Origin of the sequence: Streptomyces phaeolivaceus (assembly GCF_009184865.1) — a bacterium.
Taxonomy (GTDB): domain Bacteria; phylum Actinomycetota; class Actinomycetes; order Streptomycetales; family Streptomycetaceae; genus Streptomyces; species Streptomyces phaeolivaceus.
Window position 1 is genome coordinate 2,484,737 of the sequence record NZ_CP045096.1, and the last position, 18,637, is coordinate 2,503,373.

General features: G+C 70.9%; 17 protein-coding genes. 9 read left to right on the forward strand and 8 right to left on the reverse strand.

Annotated features, from left to right (window positions below; translation table 11 throughout):
* Window positions 1–35: 35 nt before the first annotated feature.
* Window positions 36–671, reverse strand: coding sequence for a TetR/AcrR family transcriptional regulator (locus tag F9278_RS11615; RefSeq protein ID WP_152168257.1), 636 nt, complete (start codon window positions 669–671; stop codon window positions 36–38).
* Between the two features lie 91 nt (window positions 672–762).
* Entirely contained in the window at window positions 763–2,349 is a 1,587-nt protein-coding gene (locus F9278_RS11620; RefSeq protein WP_152168258.1) for an MFS transporter, read from the reverse strand.
* 210 nt (window positions 2,350–2,559) lie between these two features.
* On the opposite strand from F9278_RS11620, the gene panB reads away from it, so the two are divergent.
* The 3 genes from panB (at window position 2,560) to F9278_RS11635 (ending at window position 5,643) form a co-directional block, all read left to right on the forward strand.
* Window positions 2,560–3,438 carry a 3-methyl-2-oxobutanoate hydroxymethyltransferase gene (gene panB / locus F9278_RS11625; protein ID WP_152168259.1) on the forward strand — a complete coding sequence of 293 codons (879 nt, stop codon included), beginning with the start codon at window positions 2,560–2,562 and terminating at the stop codon, window positions 3,436–3,438.
* Between the two features lie 352 nt (window positions 3,439–3,790).
* Entirely contained in the window at window positions 3,791–4,816 is a 1,026-nt protein-coding gene (locus tag F9278_RS11630; RefSeq protein WP_193241445.1) for an ATP-binding cassette domain-containing protein, read from the forward strand.
* Window positions 4,813–5,643: an ABC transporter permease gene (locus F9278_RS11635; RefSeq protein WP_152168261.1), complete on the forward strand. Its 831-nt coding sequence runs from the start codon at window positions 4,813–4,815 to the stop codon at window positions 5,641–5,643. Before F9278_RS11630 ends, F9278_RS11635 begins: the two co-directional genes overlap by 4 nt.
* Before the next feature lie 141 nt (window positions 5,644–5,784).
* Here F9278_RS11635 and F9278_RS11640 read toward each other — a convergent pair whose 3' ends face one another.
* On the reverse strand, window positions 5,785–9,129 hold the full coding sequence (locus tag F9278_RS11640) for an AfsR/SARP family transcriptional regulator (protein ID WP_152168262.1): 3,345 nt from the start codon (window positions 9,127–9,129) through the stop codon (window positions 5,785–5,787).
* Window positions 9,130–9,171: 42 nt separating this feature from the next.
* Between F9278_RS11640 and F9278_RS11645 the strand changes: the two genes are divergently transcribed.
* Both F9278_RS11645 and F9278_RS11650 read left to right on the forward strand, forming a co-directional pair.
* Entirely contained in the window at window positions 9,172–10,653 is a 1,482-nt protein-coding gene (locus tag F9278_RS11645) for a recombinase family protein (protein WP_226966700.1), read from the forward strand.
* A 145-nt stretch (window positions 10,654–10,798) separates the two neighbouring features.
* Window positions 10,799–11,596 (forward strand): site-2 protease family protein, encoded by a 798-nt coding sequence (locus F9278_RS11650; RefSeq protein ID WP_152168263.1) that lies wholly within the window; start codon window positions 10,799–10,801, stop codon window positions 11,594–11,596.
* Here the strand turns inward: F9278_RS11650 and F9278_RS11655 are convergent.
* From F9278_RS11655 to F9278_RS11665, 3 genes are all read right to left on the reverse strand, one after another.
* Window positions 11,583–11,795, reverse strand: coding sequence for a hypothetical protein (locus F9278_RS11655; RefSeq protein WP_152168264.1), 213 nt, complete (start codon window positions 11,793–11,795; stop codon window positions 11,583–11,585). The two genes, F9278_RS11650 and F9278_RS11655, sit on opposite strands and share 14 nt — an antisense overlap.
* Window positions 11,796–11,878: 83 nt before the next feature.
* Entirely contained in the window at window positions 11,879–12,607 is a 729-nt protein-coding gene (gene npdG, locus F9278_RS11660; RefSeq protein WP_152168265.1) for an NADPH-dependent F420 reductase, read from the reverse strand.
* A 69-nt stretch (window positions 12,608–12,676) separates the two neighbouring features.
* On the reverse strand, window positions 12,677–13,759 hold the full coding sequence (locus tag F9278_RS11665; RefSeq protein WP_152168266.1) for a sialidase family protein: 1,083 nt from the start codon (window positions 13,757–13,759) through the stop codon (window positions 12,677–12,679).
* A 160-nt stretch (window positions 13,760–13,919) separates the two neighbouring features.
* Between F9278_RS11665 and F9278_RS11670 the strand changes: the two genes are divergently transcribed.
* Together F9278_RS11670 and F9278_RS11675 are read left to right on the forward strand one after the other, a co-directional pair.
* Entirely contained in the window at window positions 13,920–14,522 is a 603-nt protein-coding gene (locus tag F9278_RS11670; RefSeq protein WP_152168267.1) for a hypothetical protein, read from the forward strand.
* A 186-nt stretch (window positions 14,523–14,708) separates the two neighbouring features.
* Window positions 14,709–15,548 carry an MHYT domain-containing protein gene (locus F9278_RS11675; RefSeq protein WP_152168268.1) on the forward strand — a complete coding sequence of 280 codons (840 nt, stop codon included), beginning with the start codon at window positions 14,709–14,711 and terminating at the stop codon, window positions 15,546–15,548.
* A gap of 61 nt (window positions 15,549–15,609) precedes the next feature.
* Here the strand turns inward: F9278_RS11675 and F9278_RS11680 are convergent, their stop codons facing one another.
* Window positions 15,610–15,837, reverse strand: a complete 228-nt coding sequence (locus F9278_RS11680; protein ID WP_152168269.1) for a hypothetical protein — start codon at window positions 15,835–15,837, stop codon at window positions 15,610–15,612.
* A 76-nt stretch (window positions 15,838–15,913) separates the two neighbouring features.
* Here F9278_RS11680 and map point away from each other — a divergent pair, with 76 nt between their 5' ends.
* Window positions 15,914–16,771: a type I methionyl aminopeptidase gene (map, locus tag F9278_RS11685; protein ID WP_152168270.1), complete on the forward strand. Its 858-nt coding sequence runs from the start codon at window positions 15,914–15,916 to the stop codon at window positions 16,769–16,771.
* 228 nt (window positions 16,772–16,999) lie between these two features.
* A complete protein-coding gene (locus F9278_RS11690) occupies window positions 17,000–17,668 on the forward strand; it encodes a biliverdin-producing heme oxygenase (protein WP_193241985.1) in 669 nt (222 codons plus the stop codon).
* A 108-nt stretch (window positions 17,669–17,776) separates the two neighbouring features.
* Here the strand turns inward: F9278_RS11690 and F9278_RS11695 are convergent, their stop codons facing one another.
* Window positions 17,777–18,460: a PhzF family phenazine biosynthesis protein gene (locus tag F9278_RS11695; RefSeq protein WP_152168272.1), complete on the reverse strand. Its 684-nt coding sequence runs from the start codon at window positions 18,458–18,460 to the stop codon at window positions 17,777–17,779.
* Window positions 18,461–18,637: the final 177 nt, after the last annotated feature.

The following is an 18,637-nucleotide window of genomic DNA, read 5'->3' on the forward strand; positions in this document are numbered from 1 at the left end:
CCCGAAATACAAGGGAAGGGAGGATTCCATGTGACTCACTTCGCAGACGGACGGAGTCCTTCGAGGACCGTGTCGACGATGTTCTCGGCGAGGTTCTCGGGGAGGGAGGCGTCCGGGCGCATGACCGTGCGGACGAGCATGGGGCCGAAGACGAGATCGCCGGCGAGGTCGATGTCGACGTCGGCGCGGAGTTCGCCGTTGTCCCGGCCGCGGCGCAGGACTTCGGCGAGGACGCGGCGGCGGGGGGCGACGACGTCCGCGTGGTAGGCGTCCCAGATCTTGGGGCTGCTCTTCATCTGCGCGATGACGTTGTGGAGGATCGCCGAGGGGCGGTTGAGGAGTCCGCGCCTGCGGGCCGCCTCCATCAGGACGACGAGGTCGTCGCGCATGGAGGTGCCGGGCAGGACGGGGTCCGGGGGTTCGGCGGCGCGCAGGACGTCGACGAAGAGGGCCTCCTTGCCGCTCCAGCGGCGGTAGATGGTCGCCTTGCCGACCCCGGCCGTGCGGGCCACGCGTTCGATCGACAACTCCGAGAGCGGGACGCCCTCTTCGAGGAGTCTCATCACGCCCTCGATGATGGACCGTTCCACGGCCTCGCTGCGGGGCCGCCCGCGTCCGGGGCTGCCGTCCCGGACCCGCCCGTCTCCGGCGTGGCTCTCGGCGAGGCTCAAGGTCGACTCCGTCTCTGTGTGTCTTCGTGTCTTCTCTCCGCGTCCTCGGACCGGCCCGGTTCTCCGGCCGTCGGACCGGTCCCATTCTCGGTCAGTGGTCGGCGGCCACCAACTCCGGCTCCCCCTTGCCCTTTTGGCCGTCCTTCGTCCGTCCCGGCAGGAACACCGCCATCGCCACCGCGCCGAGCAGTGCGATGCCCGCCCCGCACAGGGCGGTCACGTGCATGGCGTGCAGGAAGGCGTCGTGGGCGGGGCCGACGAGGGCCTCGCCCCGGTCGCCGAGGCGGGCGGCGAGGCCGAGGGTGGCCTCGATGGACTCGGCGGCGGCGTGCGGGGCGCCGGGGGGCAGCTTGTCCTCGATGCCGCTCCGGTAGGCGGTGGAGAGCACCGAGCCGAGGACGGCGATGCCGAGGGCGCCGCCGACCTGGCGGAAGGTGTTGCTGAGCGCGGACGCGGAGCCGGCCTTCTCACGGGGCAGCGCCTGCATGATGACGACGCTCAGCGGGGTCATGACGTGTGCCATGCCCACGCCCATGAAGAAGAAGATGACTTCGAGGATCCAGATCGGGGTGTCCGCGTCCAGCACGGCGAACGCGGCCAGCATCCCGGCGATCAGCGTCATACCGGCCGTGCACACCGCGCTGTTGCCGAAGCGGTCCACGACGAGGCGGGCGCGGGGCGCGAAGACGAGCTGGGCGACGGCCAGCGGCAGCATCAGCAGGCCGGTCTGGAGCGGGGAGTAGCCGCGGACGGTCTGGGTGTAGAAGACGGAGAAGAAGGTCACGCCCATTAGCGCGAAGAAGACCACGCCGATGACGCCGATGGCGGTCGAGAAGACCTTGTTCTTGAAGAACGACATGTCGATGGACGGGTGGTCGCTGCGCTTCTCGAAGACGACGAAGGCGGCGAGGACCGCGAGTCCGGCCAGGATGGTCGCGAGGACGGTGGCGTCGGTGAAGTCGGCGAGCTGGCCGCCGCGGATGATGCCGTAGACGAGGAGCACGAGGCCGACGACGGAGAGCAGGACGCCGACGGGGTCGACACGGCCCGGGGCGGGGTCGCGGGAGTCCGGGACCAGCCAGATCATCAGGCCGAGCGCGAGGACGACGATCGGGACGTTGATCAGGAAGACCGAGCCCCACCAGAAGTGGTCCAGCAGGACGCCGCCGGTGATCGGGCCGATGGCGATGGCGAGGCCGACGCCGCCCGCCCAGATGCCGATGGCCTTCGGCTGCTCGTCGCGTTCGAAGACGTTCATCAGGACGGCGAGGGTGGCGGGCATGACGAAGGCGGCGCCGAGGCCCATCACCGCGCGGAAGACGATCAGCTCGGCCGGGGAGCCCGACATCGCGGCCAGCGCGGAGCCCACGCCGAAGACGACGAGTCCGCCGAGCAGCACCTTCTTGCGGCCGAGGCGGTCGCCGAGCAGGCCGGCGGAGAACAGCAGGCCCGCGAAGACCAGGGTGTAGGCGTTGATCGCCCACTCCAGCTCGCTCTGGGTGGCGCCGAGACCGGTGGGCTCAGGGGTGGAGATCGTCTTGATGGCGACATTGAGGATCGAGTTGTCGAGCACCACGATCAGCAGGCTGAGCATCAGCACACCGAGGATCACCCAGCGGCGCCGGTGCACGGCCGCCGGTATGCGGGAGCGGGAGTCGTCAGGCACTGCGGTAGTCATGGCGTCGAGCCTAGACCTATTTCGATACGGACCCGTCTCGTATCGAAAATCTTCGGCAATCTTTTACCCGCTTTTACCCGGCTCTTATATGCCGGGTGCCTGAACCGTCACACGCACCCGCCCTGGCCCTCCCCTGCCCGAGGTGCCACCATGGAAGCGGTCCGGGGACACCGTCAGGGTGCCTCGAGATGACATGAAGGAGCTGTAGCGATGACGCAGCTTTCGGCCGTCCGGGCGAACGCCCAGGCCAAGTCCTCCGACGGCAGCAAGGCGCTGTACGGGGGCAAGGGCACTCGCCGAATCACCGTCCGGGACATCGCCCTCGCCAAGGAACGCGGCGAGAAGTGGCCCATGCTCACCGCCTACGACGCGATGACCGCGTCCGTGTTCGACGAGGCCGGTATCCCGGTCATGCTCGTCGGCGACTCCGCGGGCAACTGCCACCTCGGGTACGAGTCGACCGTGCCCGTCACCCTCGACGAGATGACCATGCTCTCGGCGGCCGTCGTACGGGGCACCAGCCGCGCCCTGATCGTCGGCGACCTGCCCTTCGGCTCCTACCAGGAGGGCCCGGTGCAGGCGCTGCGCTCGGCGACCCGGCTGGTCAAGGAGGCCGGGGTCGGGGCGGTCAAGCTGGAGGGCGGTGAGCGCTCGCACCGCCAGATCGAGCTGCTGGTCGAGTCCGGTATCCCGGTGATGGCGCACATCGGCCTCACCCCGCAGTCCGTCAACGCGATGGGCTACCGCGTGCAGGGCCGGGGCGAGGAGGCCGCGCAGCAGCTGCTGCGCGACGCCAAGGCCGTCCAGGACGCGGGCGCCTTCGCGGTCGTCCTGGAGCTGGTCCCGGCGGAGCTGGCGGCCGAGGTCACCCGAACGCTCCACATCCCCACCGTCGGCATCGGCGCGGGCGCCGAGACCGACGCGCAGGTCCTCGTCTGGACCGACATGCTCGGCCTGACGGGCGGGCGCGTGCCGAAGTTCGTCAAGCAGTACGCCGACCTGCGCGCGGTCATGGGCGACGCGGCGAAGGCGTTCGCCGAGGACGTCGTCGGCGGAACGTTCCCGCTGGAGGAGCACTCCGTCCACTAAGCACTCCGTCCACTAGGGCCCCTCGCGCTCAGAGCCACTGCGGTACGACTGCGGCCCGCCGATCTTCCCCCGTCGGCGGGCCGCGGCTTTGTTTTTGGGGTGGCGCGGGAGGGGGTGGGGGCGGGTTTCGTCGGCGGGTGCGGGTGCGTGGGGGCTTCTCGCGCGGTTCCCCGCGCCCCTAAGAACAACGGCCCCTGCTTTTCAGGGGCGCGGGGAACCGCGCGAGAAGCCCCACCGGACCCGCACCCGCCGATGAACGCCGCCCCCCGAGTTCTCACGCGTATCGGCACCCCGTCGGCCGTGTAGGCGGGCTGTCGGTGGTTTGTCGGTGGGGGCTGACATGGTCGTTCGCATGACACGAATCGACAAGAACGCCAGCGGCGCGAAGGGCGCTGTCACCGTGCGGGGGCTGGTCAAGCACTACGGGGAGACCAGGGCGCTGGACGGTGTCGACCTGGATGTGCGTGAGGGCACCGTGATGGGGGTGCTCGGGCCGAACGGCGCGGGCAAGACCACGCTCGTGCGGTGCCTGGCCACGCTGATCACACCGGACTCGGGGCACGCCACCGTGGCCGGGTACGACGTCGTACGGCAGCCGCGGCAGCTGCGCCGGGTGATCGGGCTGACCGGGCAGTACGCGTCCGTGGACGAGAAGCTGTCCGGCTTCGAGAACCTGTACATGATCGGCCGGCTGCTGGACCTGCCCCGGAAGGAGGCGCGGAGCCGGGCCACCGGTCTGCTGGAGCGGTTCTCGCTGACCGACGCCGCGAAGCGCGCGGCGGGCACGTACTCCGGCGGTATGCGGCGGCGGCTCGACCTGGCCGCGTCCATGATCGGGAGCCCGGCCGTGCTGTATCTGGACGAGCCGACGACCGGCCTGGACCCGCACACCCGCAACGAGGTGTGGGCCGAGGTCAAGCGGATGGTCGGCGACGGGGTGACCGTGCTGCTGACCACCCAGTACATGGAGGAGGCCGAGCAGCTGGCCTCCGAGCTGACCGTGATCGACAAGGGGAAGGTGATCGCGGGCGGCCGGATCGAGGAGCTGAAAGCCCAGGTCGGCGGACGCACGCTCCGGGTCCGGCCGGCCGATCCGGTGCAACTGCGGCCACTGGCCAAGGAGTTGGACGGGCTCGGTATCACCGGGCTGGCCACCACCACGGTGGACGCCGAGACCGGCACCCTCCACGTGCCGGTCCTCAGCGACGAGCAACTGACCGCCGTCGTCGGCGCGATCACCGCGCGCGGGGTCACGATCGCCTCGATCAGCACCGAACTGCCCAGCCTGGACGAGGTGTTCCTGTCGCTCACCGGCCATCGGGCCAGTGCGCCGCAGGACGTCACCCCGTCCGCCGCCTACGAGGAGGTCGCCGTATGAGCGCCACCACCACCCTTCCCCCGACCGGTGGCACGGGCGAGGCCGACGGCCGGATCGGGCCGCGGGCCCATGCCCGGCACACCGGTGCGCTGGTCCGGCGCAATCTGCTGTGGATCCGGCAGGACCCCGAGTCGATGTTCGACGCGGTGCTGATGCCGATCGTGTTCACCCTGCTCTTCGTGTACGTCTTCGGCGGCTCCATCGGGCAGGCGCTGGGCGGCGGCCAGGAGCAGTACGTGCAGTACGTGGTGCCGGGGCTGATGGCGATGATGGGCATGAACATCGCCATGGGCGTCGGCACGGGCTTCAACGAGGACTTCCAGAAGGGCGTCATGGACCGCTTCCGGTCCCTGCCCATCGGCCGGTCCTCGGTGCTGCTCGCGAAGATCTCCGTCGAGCTGCTGCGCATGCTGGTCGCCACGACGATCCTGCTGACCGTCGGCGTCCTCATCGGCTTCGACATCACCAGCTGGCCGGGGCTGTTCGGCGCGGTGGGCCTCGCGATCGTGTTCGGCTCGTCCCTGATGTGGATCTTCCTGGTGCTGGGCGTGACGATGAAGAACGCGCAGTCCGTGCAGGCCATGGGCTTCCTGGTGCTGTTCCCGCTGCAGTTCGGGTCGTCGATCTTCGCGCCGACCCAGTCCATGCCGGGCTGGCTGCAGGCCTTCACCGACTACAACCCGCTGTCGGCCCTCGCGGACGCCGCGCGCGGGCTGATGACCGGCGGGCCGATCGCCCACGATCTGATCGTCACGCTCTGCTGGTCGGTCGGACTGACGGCGGTGATGGCGCCGATCGCGATCCACAAGTTCAAGACGAAGAACTGACCGGCGCGGTCGTACGGCGTCAGCGGTCGCACGGCGTCAGCGGTCGCACGGCGTCAGCGGTCGCACGGCGTTCAGCGGTCGCACGGCGTCAGCGGTCGCACGGCGTTCAGCGGTCGCACGGCGTCAGCGGTCGTACGGCGTTCAGACGAGGGCGGCGGCCTCCTCCGGGGTGAGGGTGCCGCCCTCGGCGTACGCCTGCTCGTACGCGGTGTCGTCCAGCAGCGCCCGGACCACGGCATCGGCCCTGGCGCGGGTCTCGACCTCCATCGGCGTGGAGAAGTGGCCGGGCGGCAGCAGCGCGTCGGCGGCGCCCAGGAGGCGGGCCGCGTCGGGGGCGCGGGAGCCGTCGTCGGCGCCCGCGAGGGAGAGGGCGGCGGTCACCAGGTGGATGGCGGGCATATGGGGCGCGACCATCCGGGACAGCCTGTCCAGGCTGCGGTCCAGCGCCTGGCGCAGCAGCCGCAGCGCCTCCTCGTGGCGGCCGTCCGTCATCTCCAGCCAGCCCTCGACACCGAGGACGAACCCGGCGAAGAGCACGAAGTCGGCGGCGTGGAAGTCCTCCCGCAGCAGGGTGATCTGCTCCCGGGCCTCGGCCGTGCGCCCGCTGCGGCCGAGCCGGACCGCGAGGAAGAGCCGGGCGGCGGGCACCGCCTCGCGGGCGGCACCGCGCCCGGCCTCCAACACGTCGAACAGCATCTTCTCGCCGCGTTCCGCGTCGCCGTCCTCGATGTACACACTGCCGAGCCGGACCCCGAGCACGCCCAACTGGGCGTTGGCGCCGAGCCGTTCGGCGTACTCGATGGCCCGCTCGAAGTCCGCGGCGGCGAGTGCGAACTCGCCCCGGCGTTCCAGGGACTCGCCGCGCGCCGACAGCGCCTCGGCGGCGCCCCAGGCGTCCCCGAGCCGGTCGAAGAGCTCCAGCGACTCGTCGGCGTCCGTGATGGCGTCGCCCGCCCAGTCGGTGCGGTTGGCGAGGATGTTGGCCCGCATCTGCAGGGTCTGCGCCAGCTCCCAGGTGAAGCCGAGGTCGCGGCAGGTGCGGATGTTGGCGTCCAGGACCGCGCGCAGCCGGACCATGTCGCCGGTCAGCAGGACGGCGTAGAACCACATGAAGCCGGGGAAGCGGCAGGTCTGCGGCTGGCCGGGCTCGTAGGTCGCGCTGATGACCCGCAGCTTCTCCTGGCTCTCGGGCGTCTCCCAGGCGGGCAACTCCATGTCCATACAGGCCAGATGGACGAGGTGCACCCCGCGCCGGGCCTCGTCGAGGACCTCCGGGCTCATCGGCGGCGGGCTGTCGACGGTGCGTCCGCGCAGGTCCGGGACGGGGCGGGCGGGGGCGGTGAAGGGGTCCGGGCCGAGGTCCTTGACCTGGGCGGACCAGTGCCGGGCCTCGGTCTTCAGATCACGCATCTGCCAGTACCAGCACAGCGACAGCGTCAGACAGAGCGCCTCCTGCTCGTCCCGCTCGACGACGGCGTAGCGCAGGGCGGTACGGATGTTCTCGTACTCCAGCTCCAGCAGCTCGACCGCGGCGCGCTGGCCGGAGCCGCGCAGCAACGGGTCGGTGGCGCGGACGAGTTCGCGGTAGTACGTGAGGTGGGCGCGGGCGGCGGCGGGGCGGGTGCCCGTCCCGTCGAGCCGTTCGCCGGCGTACTCGACGACGGTCTCCAGGAGCCGGTAGCGCATCCCGCCGTCCCCGCCCGGACCCGAAGGGGCCGCCACGACAAGGGACTTGTCGACGAGCGAGCCGAGCGCCTCCAGCGCGGCGGGGCCGCAGACGGCCTCGGCTGCGGCCAGGTCGCAGCCGCCCGCGAACACCGAAAGGCGCCGCAGTACGTACCGTTCGTCCTCGTCGAGCAGTTCCCAGGACCAGTCGACGACCGCGCGCAGGGTCTGCTGCCGGGGCAGGACGGTACGGCTGCCGGAGGTGAGCAGCCGGAAGCGGTCGTCGAGACGGTCGGCGATCTGACGGGGTGTCAACATCCTCAGCCGGGCCGCCGCCAGCTCGATGGCGAGGGGGAGGCCGTCGAGGCGGCGGCAGATCTCGGCGGCGGCCTCCGGGTCGGCGTCCACGGTGAAGCCGGGCCGGGCGGCGGCTCCCCGGTCGGCGAGCAGGCGCAGGGCGTGGGGTTCCGTCAGCGGCTCGACCGGGCGCAGCAACTCGCCCGGTACGCCGAGGGGTTCGCGGCTGGTGGCCAGGACGGTGAGTGTCGGGCAGTGCCGGAGGAGGTGGTCGACGAGGTGGGCGGCGGCTTCCACGACGTGTTCGCAGTTGTCGAGGATCAGCAGCATGCGGCGTCCGGCGCAGTGTTCGGCGAGACGGGTCAGCGGGTCGGCCTGGCGGTCGGCGGCGACGCGCATCTCCTCTGCGCCGGCGCCGCGCAGGACGGTCTCGCGGGCGCCGAGGGCGGTGAGGACGGCTTCCGGGACGTTCTCGGGGTCGTCCACGGGGGCGAGTTCGGCGAGCCAGACGCCGTCCGGCATGGCTTCGGCGATCTTCTCGGCGGACTCCTGGGAGAGGCGGGTCTTGCCCGCGCCGCCTGGGCCGAGGAGGGTGACCAGGCGGGTGGTGGTGAGGTCGTGGCGGATGGTGTCGATGTCGGTGTCGCGGCCCACGAACGAGGTGAGGCGGGCTCGGAGGTTGCCCGGAGGGCGGGTGGGGTGGGGGTGGCGGTCCGGTTTCCCGCCCCGAGGGGGTGCGTTGTCGGGTGCGGGATCGTGGGGGTTCTCGCGGGGTTCCCCGCGCCCCTGACGGGGCGCGGGTTCGCCTGATCGGAGAAGTTCCGCGTGCAGTCCGCTGAGCGTCGGCCCCGGGCTCGTGCCCAGGCGGGTCGACAAGAGGCGGCGTACCTGCTCGTACGCGGCCAGGGCCTCCGCCGTGCGGCCGGTGTCGTGGAGGGCTCGGAGGCGGAGGGCCTGGAGGGGTTCGTCGAGGGGGTGGGTGCCGCAGAGGGCGGTGAGGTCGGGGAGCGCGGCGTCGGGCCGGCCGAGGGCGAGGGCGGCGGTGAGGCGGGTGCGCTGCGCGTCGAGGCGGCGGGTCTCCCAGCGGGCGGCCTCGGCGGCGCGGTCCGGGAGGTCGGCCAGCGGCGGACCCTGCCAGAGGGTGAGCGCGTCGTCGAGGAGGTCGGCGGCCTTGGCCGGGTCGCCGTCGGCGAGCGCGCGGGCCCCCTCGTCCGCGAGGCGCTCGAAGCGGTGCAGGTCGATGTCGTCCGGGGCCGCCGCGAGCCGGTAGCCGCCGTTGAGCGACTCGACCGCGTCCGGGCCGAGCGCTCTGCGCAGCCGGCCGACCAGTGCCTGCAGCGCGGCCGGCGCGTCGGCCGGTGGAGCGTCGGCCCACACCTCGTCGACGAGCGCGGACGCGGGCACCGTACGCCCCTGCCGCAGCGCGAGCACGGTCAGCAGGGCGCGCAGCCGGGCGCCCCCGACGGGGACGGGGGTGCCGTCGGTCTGCAGTGCCTGGGTGGTGCCGAGGATGCGGTAGCGCACGGGGTCATTCTCACTCGCCCCGAAGAACTGGCGAACTCACTTTTGGCGCATCCCAGGGACCAGAGGACTAACTTTGAAAACTCTAAACAACTTAGATACAAACACGCTATCTTGGCCGTCATGGGGAGATCTCACAGAGCACTCATCACCGTCCGGCCGACGGTCCGAACCGAGTCGACCACCAGCCCTGAGCGACAGATCGAAGAGTGCAGGTCCTATTGCGAGTCGCGCGGCTGGGAGGTCGTGGGCATCGCCAGAGATCTCTCCGTCTCGGCCACCGCCGTTCCCCCATGGCAACGGCCGGAGCTGTCCCGCTGGCTCGACGAACGCGCCCCCGAATTCGACGTCGTCGTCTTCTGGCGACTCGATCGGTTCGTTCGCCGCGTCGGTGACCTTCACAAGATGATCGAGTGGGCGGAGACCCATGGCGGAAAGGGCCTCGTATCCGCCACCGAACCGTTCGACCTCACGAGTCCGACCGGCAGGGCGACAGCCACCATGATCGCCACCTTCGCCCAGATGGAAGCACGGGCCGCGGCCGAGCGAGTCGCCTCTGCGCGTGCGCACCTGCTCATCTCCGCACGGTGGGGCGGAAGTTCGCCACCGTTCGGCTACAGGACGTACGCGAGGGACGGGGCCCGTTACCTGGAGATCAACCCCGAAACGGCGACTGTCGTGCGGGAGGCCGCTCGGCGCGTCATCGGCGGCGAACCCGTCAACGCCGTCTGCCGGGACTTCGAGGCGCGGGGCGTACCAGCGCCTGCGGACACGTACCGGCGCAACAAGTCGGGGAAGGATTTCATCTGGTATCCGCGCACGCTGAAGGGGATTCTCACCTCGCCCACACTGCTCGGTTGGAAGACACGGAGCGAAGATGTGCCCGGCAGAAGGTACAAGACGCGTGTACTGGTGCGCGATCAGGCGGGCGATCCGGTGCGTGTGGCCGAAGGAGTACTGGAGCAGGAGACCTTCGACCGTCTGCAGAGCGCCCTGGCCGATTCGGCCTCACCGTCGAGCCGCCGTCCCGCGACGCCCAGGACCCCACTCCTCGGCGTGATCAAGTGCGGCGGGTGCGGCAAGAACCTTCAGCTGCACACCACCAGAAAGCGACGCAAGGACGGTACGTACCGGATCACCGAGAAGATCCGCTGCCTCTCGCGCGCCGGCTCCCCGGCGTGCCCCGGCTATGTGTTCGTGCCCGACGAGGACATCATCACGCCGATCCTGGGCATGCTGGTCGATGCGGTCGGACACACATCCGTAGTCCGCCGTGAGTACGTGCCGCGAACCAGGACCAAGAGCGAGGCCGGAAATCCGCCCCATGCCGTCGACGAGGATCGTTGGCAGTTCGTGCCACTCGGTTCAACCTTCGCCGAGCGGTGGCTGAGCATGGGAATCGCGGAGGTCGGTGAGGACCTGATCCGTGCCGGCATCGCGATCAGATGCCACCCCCGAGAACGCGGCGGTCACGTCCCGGAGATTCCCGGAGACTTCCAACAGCGCCTTGCCGGGTTCCTGATGTGAGGCGGGGTCCCACGGTGGGTGGTCAGGTGCCGAATGGAGAATCGCCTCGGGAGAGCAGTCGCCTCTCGGGACGTTGTCCTCATGTTCACCATCACAGCCGATTCTCCTCGCCCATCCCGGCGGCCACCTCTCAGGAGTCCTGTACATGACCCTCACCTCTCGCACCGGCGACCACCGGATCAGCCCGGTCTTCCTAGGGATCGTCGCCGTCATGGCGGTCACCGGGTGGGCAGTGTGGACAGGCTTCGCATCGGCTCCGGGGCTCGCCGTCTTTCTCTTCGTCACCTCGGCCTGGGTGGTCTCCCTCTGTCTGCACGAATACGCGCATGCCCGCACCGCTCTGCACGGGGGCGACATCACCGTGGGCGCGAAAGGGTATTTGAGCCTCAATCCACTCGCCTATACACACGCCCTGCTCAGCATCGTGCTGCCGGTCGTGTTCGTGATCATGGGCGGGATCGGTCTGCCCGGTGGTGCGGTGTTCATCGAGCGGGGACGGATCCAGGGGCGCTGGAAGCACAGTCTGATCTCGGCGGCGGGGCCGCTGACGAACGTGCTGTTCGCGGCCGTCTGCACCGCGCCGTTCTGGCTGGGGGTGACGGACGGCGTCCCGGCGGCGTTCCTCTTCGCGCTGGCCTTCCTGGCGATGCTCCAGGTCACGGCGGCGATCCTGAACTTCCTGCCGGTGCCCGGCCTGGACGGCTACGGCGTCATCGAGCCCTGGCTGTCGTACAAGATCCGGCGTCAGGTGGAGCCGCTCGCGCCCTTCGGGCTGCTGCTCGTCTTCGCGGTGCTGTGGATCCCGGCGGTGAACGGCGTGTTCTGGGACGTGATCGACGCGTTCATGCGGGGCCTCGGGATCCAGGACCAGCTGTCCGACTGCGGCTACTGGCTCTACCGCTTCTGGCGCGAGGACAGCGACATCTGCCTCACCGGGATGTGACCTCCCGGCGCTCCTCCTTGGCCTTCCGCACGTAGTACCAGGTCATGTTGGACGACAGACCGGCCATCAGCACCCACACCACACCCAGCCAGCTGCCCCGGCTGAAGGAGACCACGGCCGCGGTGACGGCGAGGAGACAGACGACGAGGGCGTAGACGGCGAGTCGCCGGGCCGGGCCGGGTGGGAGCAAGGGGGGCATGGGGGTCGGCTCCTGGGAGGACGGTCGGACGAGAGAGGTACGGCGTCCAGTGTCCCCCATGCCCGAGGGCGGGCGGGCGTCGGCTACAGGTCCGTGAGGCGGATGCCCGCGTGCGCCTTGTAGCGGCGGTTGACGGAGATCAGGTTGGCGACCAGCGACTCGACCTGGTGGGCGTTGCGCAGCCGACCGGCGAAGATGCCGCGCATGCCGGGGATGCGGTCGGCCAGCGCCTGCACGGTCTCGACGTCGGCGCGCTCCTCGCCGAGGACCATCACATCGGTGTCGATCTCGTCGATCTCCGGGTCTTCGAGGAGGACGGCGGAGAGGTGGTGGAAGGCGGCGGTGACGCGCGAGTCCGGGAGGAGGGCGGCGGCCTGTTCGGCGGCGCTGCCCTCCTCCGGCTTCAGCGCGTAGGCGCCCTTCTTGTCGAAGCCGAGCGGGTTGACGCAGTCGACGACGAGCTTGCCGGACAGTTCCTCGCGCAGCGATTCGAGGGTCTTGCCATGTCCGTCCCAGGGCACGGCGACGATCACGATGTCGCTGCGGCGGGCGGTCTCGGCGTTGTCGGCGCCCTCGACGCCGTGTCCGAGTTCCTCGGCCACGCCCTGGGCGCGCTCGGCGGCCCGCGAGCCGATGATCACCTTCTGGCCGGCCTTGGCGAGGCGGTAGGCGAGGCCCTTGCCCTGCGGACCGGTGCCGCCGAGCACACCGACGACGAGCCCCGACACGTCCGGCAGGTCCCAGGGGTCCTTGGCCGGGGCCTTCGCGGGCGCGTTCACGGGGGGCTGCTGTGCACTGTCAGTAGAGGTCATGGGCCGACTTTACGTGCGTGTCCCGGGCGGGTGGCGGTGACGTGAGCCCGGTCACGGGCGTCCCCGGGTTCAGCCGAGGCCGTCGACCGGGATCCGGCGGAAGGTGATCGTCTCGTACGCGCTGAAGTCGCCCGTCTCGTACAGCAGTCCGACGGTGTCCTCGTCGACGCGGACCAGGTCGGAGTAGGCGGCGGGCAGGCCGTCGACGGTGTGCGCGGGGCGCCAGGTGACGCCGTGGTCCGTGCTGGCGCGGACGGTCATCAGGGCGCGGAAGCCGGGGTCGGCGGGGCCGGAGTAGAGGAGCAGATCGGGGTCGCGGAGCTGGAGGACGCTGCCCTCGACGACCGGGCCGACGAGGCCCGCCTGCGGCCGGAAGGGTTTGGTGAGGGTCTCACCGCCGTCCTGCGAGTACGCGTCGGCGCGGGTGCCGGGGGCCGGGGAGTCGTTGCGGGTGTTGAAGTAGACGCGGCCGTCGGGGAGTTCGGTGGCGGTGGTCTCGTTGGCGTTGATGTGGCCGTCCGTGTTGTCGTCGACGTAGCCGATGCGCCAGGTGGTGCCCTCGTCGTCGCTCAGCAGACAGTGTCCGCCGTTGTACTTGCCCTCCGTGCCGTTGTCGGTGCCGGTGGGCGGGAGGGAGTGGTTGGCGGGGACGACGACGCGGCCGGTGGAGAGCCGGAGCGCGTGGCCGGGGGTGGTGGCGTACCAGCGCCACTCGGGCTTCTTGGTCTGGGCGGTGATCTCCCGGGGGCCGGACCAGGTGGCTCCCTCGTCGTCGCTGTGCCGCACCCAGACCCGGCGCCCGTCGGCCGCGCTCACGGCGCCGCGCCGGATGGCGTCCTCGGTGGCGTGGGCGGCGTTGCGGACGTGCACCAGCAGGATCCGGCCGGTGTCGAGGACGACGGGGGCGGGGTTGCCCGCGAGGGAGTCGCCGTTCTCGGCGGCGACCTGGAGCGGGCCCCAGGTCCGGCCGCCGTCCGTGGACCGCTTCACCACGATGTCGATGTTCCCGAAGTCCTCCCGCCCGCCGACCCGTCCCTCGCAGAAGGCGAGCAGATCGCCGGAGGCGGTGACGACGACCGCCGGGATCCGGAAGCTGGCGTAGCCCTCGCGGCCGGCGTGGAAGGGGGTGCTGGTCTCGGGGGTGAGGGTCACTGGGGCTCCTGGTGTGGGGGGACGGTGAGCTGTGGGGGTGGGGTGCGGCTCGATTCCGGGGCCGGCTTCGGTTCCGCCGGTGCGGCGTGCGTGCCCGCCGCGGGCTAATTCCGGGTGAACTCCGGGTCACGAGTGTCCGGTTGCGGCAGGATGCGGGCGCATGGATGCCGTAAGGGTCGCTTTGTTGCGTGACGTGCTCGCCGGGACCGAGTGGCTGGCGGCCACCCGGCGGTTCGCGGGGGCGCTGCGGGGGTCCGTGGTGTCGTACGGCGGCGGGCTGCTGCTGGTGGGGACGGCCGAGTACGAGCCGTGGCATCTCACGGCCCATCTGGTGGACGAGGCGGCCTGGTCGGGTACGCCGGAGCTGTCCCCCACGCTCGTACGGCATCGGGCGCGGCCCTCGGATCCGGCGCATCTCGCGGTGGGGCTCGGCCGGGTGTCGGCGGCCCGGCGGGGCGAGACCCTGCTCGTCGTGGCGCCCTCCGCGCCGGGCGCCGACCTGCTGGAGCGGGTGCACGACGCGCGGCGGGCCGGGGCGACGGTGCTCGCGCTGGACACCGGCGACCGGGAGCTGGACGCGCTGGCCCACGAGGCGCTGGCGGCGCCCGCCGAACCGGATGTCGACCTGGACACCGTGCAGCACCTGGTCGGCGCGGCCGTCGGGGAGAACGCGCCGCCGGTCCCGCGCGGGCGGCGCCGCTTCCGTGACCGCCTCTCCCGCCTCACCGACCAGCTGACCTCACCGCCGCCCACCCACTGGTGATCCCGGTCCGCCGCACCCCGCGCGATCCCCGGGCGGTCGTCCTCGATTCAACCAATGATCACCACTGTGTGTGGGAAGTGTGCGCACAGTGTGATTGAATCGTGCCACCTCGGCCAAATGGCTTGAATCAGTCGTTCGAGCCGCCGAACCGAGTCGGATCTCATGTGCGCCAGGGGAGGGCCCTACATGAACGCCACCGTCTCCAACTTCTATTACGGCGCCGCGACCCCGGTCGCGGCGTATCTGATGGCCTGCCTCGGGGCGGCGCTCGGGCTGCGGTGCACGACCCGCTCGCTCAGACGCCCGCACCGCAGGGCCGGGTGGCTGACCCTGGGCGCGATATCCATCGGCTGCGGCATCTGGACCATGCACTTCATCGCCATGATCGGCTTCAACGTCCAGGGCGCGCTGGTCGACTACGACACCACGAAGACCCTGCTCAGCCTCGCCGTCGCCATCGGCGTCGTCGCGGTCGGGGTGTTCCTCGTCGGCCACCGGGGCGGTTCCCCGCTGACGCTGGCGACGGCCGGCACGATCACCGGGCTCGGGGTCGCGGCCATGCACTACCTCGGTATGGCCGCCGTGCACACCAACGGCACGCTCCACTACGACACCGCGACGGTGGTCCTCTCCGTCGTGATCGCCGTCGCGGCGGCCACGGCGGCCCTGTGGGCGGCGGTCTCCATCCACACCCTGTGGGCCAGCCTCGGGGCGAGCATGGTGATGGGCGTGGCCGTGACCGGGATGCACTACACCGGCATGGCCTCCGTCTCCGTCCATCTCACCGGCCGGTCCGCCGTCTCGCAGTCCTCCGCCGATCTGCTGTCGTTCCTGCTGGCCATGCTCGCGGGCCCGCTCGTGGTCCTGCTGATCGCCGCCGTCATCGTCATGTTCGACCCCGACATGGTGCTCGGCGACACGGAGTGGGACCGCACGGCACCCGCCCCGCGCGAGGCCGGCACCGGCGCCCCCGCACGCCACCGGGCCCCGCACGACGGCCGCCCCTCCACCCCCGCGGAGTGGTGACCCCACCCTCGCGGAGTGGTGACCTCCACCCCGGCGGAGTACGAAAGGGCGGCCCGGGAGATCAGGCGTCGGGCTCCCCGGACGGGGCGTCGTGCCAGCGCGGGTCCGTCTCCCACTCCGCGTTGCGTTCGCGGGCCGTCTCCATGGCCCGGGTGGCTTCCTCGCGGGAGGCGTAGGGGCCCATACGGTCCTTGCCGGGGCAGTCGGGGCCCTCTTCGACCTTCTTGTGCTCCAGGCAGTAGAACCACTCGCCGGGCTTGCCGACCGTGCGCCGCTTGAACAGGGGCATGACCTTCAGTTCCCTTCACCAGTCGTCACGACGTACCCAGCATGGTCCCCCGCGACCGCTGGTTAAAATCGCTGGCATGTCTGGCCAGTCGCTGCTCGCACCGGGGAAGCTCTCCCCCGCCCGCCCCGTCCCGGGGAACATCCGCCGACCCGAGTACGTGGGCAAGCCCGCCCCGACTCCGTACACCGGGCCGGAGGTGCAGACCGCCGAGACGATCGAGGCGATGCGGATCGCCGGCCGGATCGCCGCGCGGGCGATGGCCGAGGCGGCCAAGCACATCGCCCCCGGGGTCACCACGGACGAGCTGGACCGGGTCGCGCACGAGTACATGTGCGACCACGGGGCCTATCCGTCGACGCTCGGCTACCGCGGCTTCCCCAAGTCGCTGTGCACCTCGGTCAACGAGGTCATCTGCCACGGCATCCCCGACTCGACCGTGCTGAACGACGGCGACATCGTCAACCTCGACGTGACGGCGTACATCGGCGGCGTGCACGGCGACAACAACGCCACCTACCTGGTGGGGGACGTGGACGAGGAGTCCTCGCTGCTCGTCGAGCGGACCCGGGAGTCGCTCGCCCGCGCCATCAAGGCGGTGCGGCCCGGACGGCAGATCAACATCATCGGGCGGGTCATCGAGTCGTACGCGAAGCGGTTCGGGTACGGCGTCGTGCGGGACTTCACCGGGCACGGGATCAACTCGTCGTTCCACTCCGGGCTGATCGTCCCGCACTACGACTCCCCGCACGCCACGACCGTGATCCAGACCGGGATGACGTTCACGATCGAGCCGATGCTGACGCTCGGGTCGTACGACTACGACATGTGGGACGACGGCTGGACGGTCGTGACGAAGGACCGGAAGCGGACCGCGCAGTTCGAGCACACGCTGGTGGTGACGGAGAGCGGCGCGGAGATCCTCACCCTGCCGTAGCACAGCATCGACACCGCCTCGGCGCAGCCCGCCGCCCGGCCTCCGCCGGACGGCGGGTTCTCTCTTGCGCGGATTCCCTGAGGGACCGGCGGGGATTCGGGGTAACGTTTTTACCGACAGGGAGTCGGGAACCTGTTGACTTAGGTAAACCTAACCATGGAAAATGGCCGCAGGTTCTCGTCCATCCCAGTCCATCCTCATATCGGCCCGGAGGCCCTCATGAACGCGATGCACGCGTCGGACACTGACGCCACGGCGTTCTCCACGCTCATCCGCACCGCTTCGCACGAGCAGCACACCGAGGCGGAGTCCACGACGTTCATGGGCGACATGTTGGGCGGCAAACTCGGCGTCGAGGCGTACACGCGGTACACCGAGCAGCTGTGGTTCGTGTACGAGGCGTTGGAGAGCGCCGCGCCGGGGCTGGCCGGTGACCCGGTCGCCGGGCCGTTCATCCAGCCCGAGCTGATGCGGCTGCCCGCGCTGGAGCGGGACCTGGAGCATCTGCGCGGCCCCGACTGGCGGACGACCCTCACGGCGCTGCCGGCGACCGAGGCGTACGCGGGGCGGGTGGCCGAGTGCGCGCGCACCTGGGCCGGCGGTTATGTGGCCCACCACTACACGCGGTATCTCGGGGACCTGTCCGGTGGGCAGATCATCCGGGACCGGGCCGAGAAGACGTGGGGCTTCGCCAAGAAGGGCGACGGGGTCCGGTTCTATGTGTTCGAGGAGATCACCAACCCGGCGGCGTTCAAGCGGGGGTACCGGGAGCTGCTGGACGGGGTGCGGGCCGATGATCTGGAGAAGCAGCGGATCGTGACTGAGTGCAAGCGGGCGTTCGCGCTCAACACCGCGGTCTTTCTTGCCTTGGGGGAAGAGTTTCCGTTGAGCGCGTGACGGCTCCGCCGGGGGGTCGGTTGTTCGCCGCGGGTGGGTGGGGGCTGGTCGCGCGGTTCCCCGCGCCCCTTAAAAGCACGGGGTACCCCCCTGGCTACCGAAGGCGCCCTATCGCTCCAGGAAGACTCTGCCGCCTACCTCCACCCAGCCGTGCGGCTGCGGGGCCGTCAGGAGCTGGGAACCTGTGCCCTGGGTGATGTTCAGGGCTCGGCCGAGGTGGGCGGTGAGTTGGAGGGCCGCCGCTCCTGTGGCCTCGTCCTCGTCGACGCCGTCGTCGCGGCCGGGGAAGGCGCGGGCGCGGACACGGCCGGCGGCCTCGTCCTCCCAGGCCCAGGCGTAGATCCTCCCCCAGACTTCGTCCGGGGGGACCCCCATCTCGCTTCGCTCGCCGGGCGGGGGGACGCGCAGGTCGTCGACCTCGGCGGCGGAGGCGTACTGGCGGAACGTACGGGGCGGGGCCCACTCCGGCAGGGCCTCGATCCAGCTGAACTCGCCGTCCAGCCGGGCCCCGACCACACCGGCCGGGGTGACCAGTTCGGGTACGTCCAGCAGCCAGGCGGCGCCCACACAGGCGTTTCCGGCGAAGGGCAGGCGCAGCGAGGGGGTGTAGATGTCGATGACACCGCGCTCGGGGTCGTCCACGAACACGGTCTCGCCGAAGCCCAGTTTGGCGGCGAACTCCTGGCGCTCGGCGCGGTCGGGCATGACGGAGCCCTCGCGGACGACGCCCAGTTCGTTGCCGTATCCGCCGCGGGGTCCGCAGAACACACGCAGCACGTCGAAGTCGGTCACCCCCGCATTGAAACATCAACCGGCCCCGGGTCGTGCCAGGTCACCGCAGTGCGGGACGGCGATCGGGCGCGGCAGATCCCACCCATGAGAGGACCAAGTGACCGTACTGGACAAGCCGGTGGAGCCGGTCGAGCCGGAGAGGTCCGACGGGCCCAGGGAGTCCGGTGGGCGCCGGGA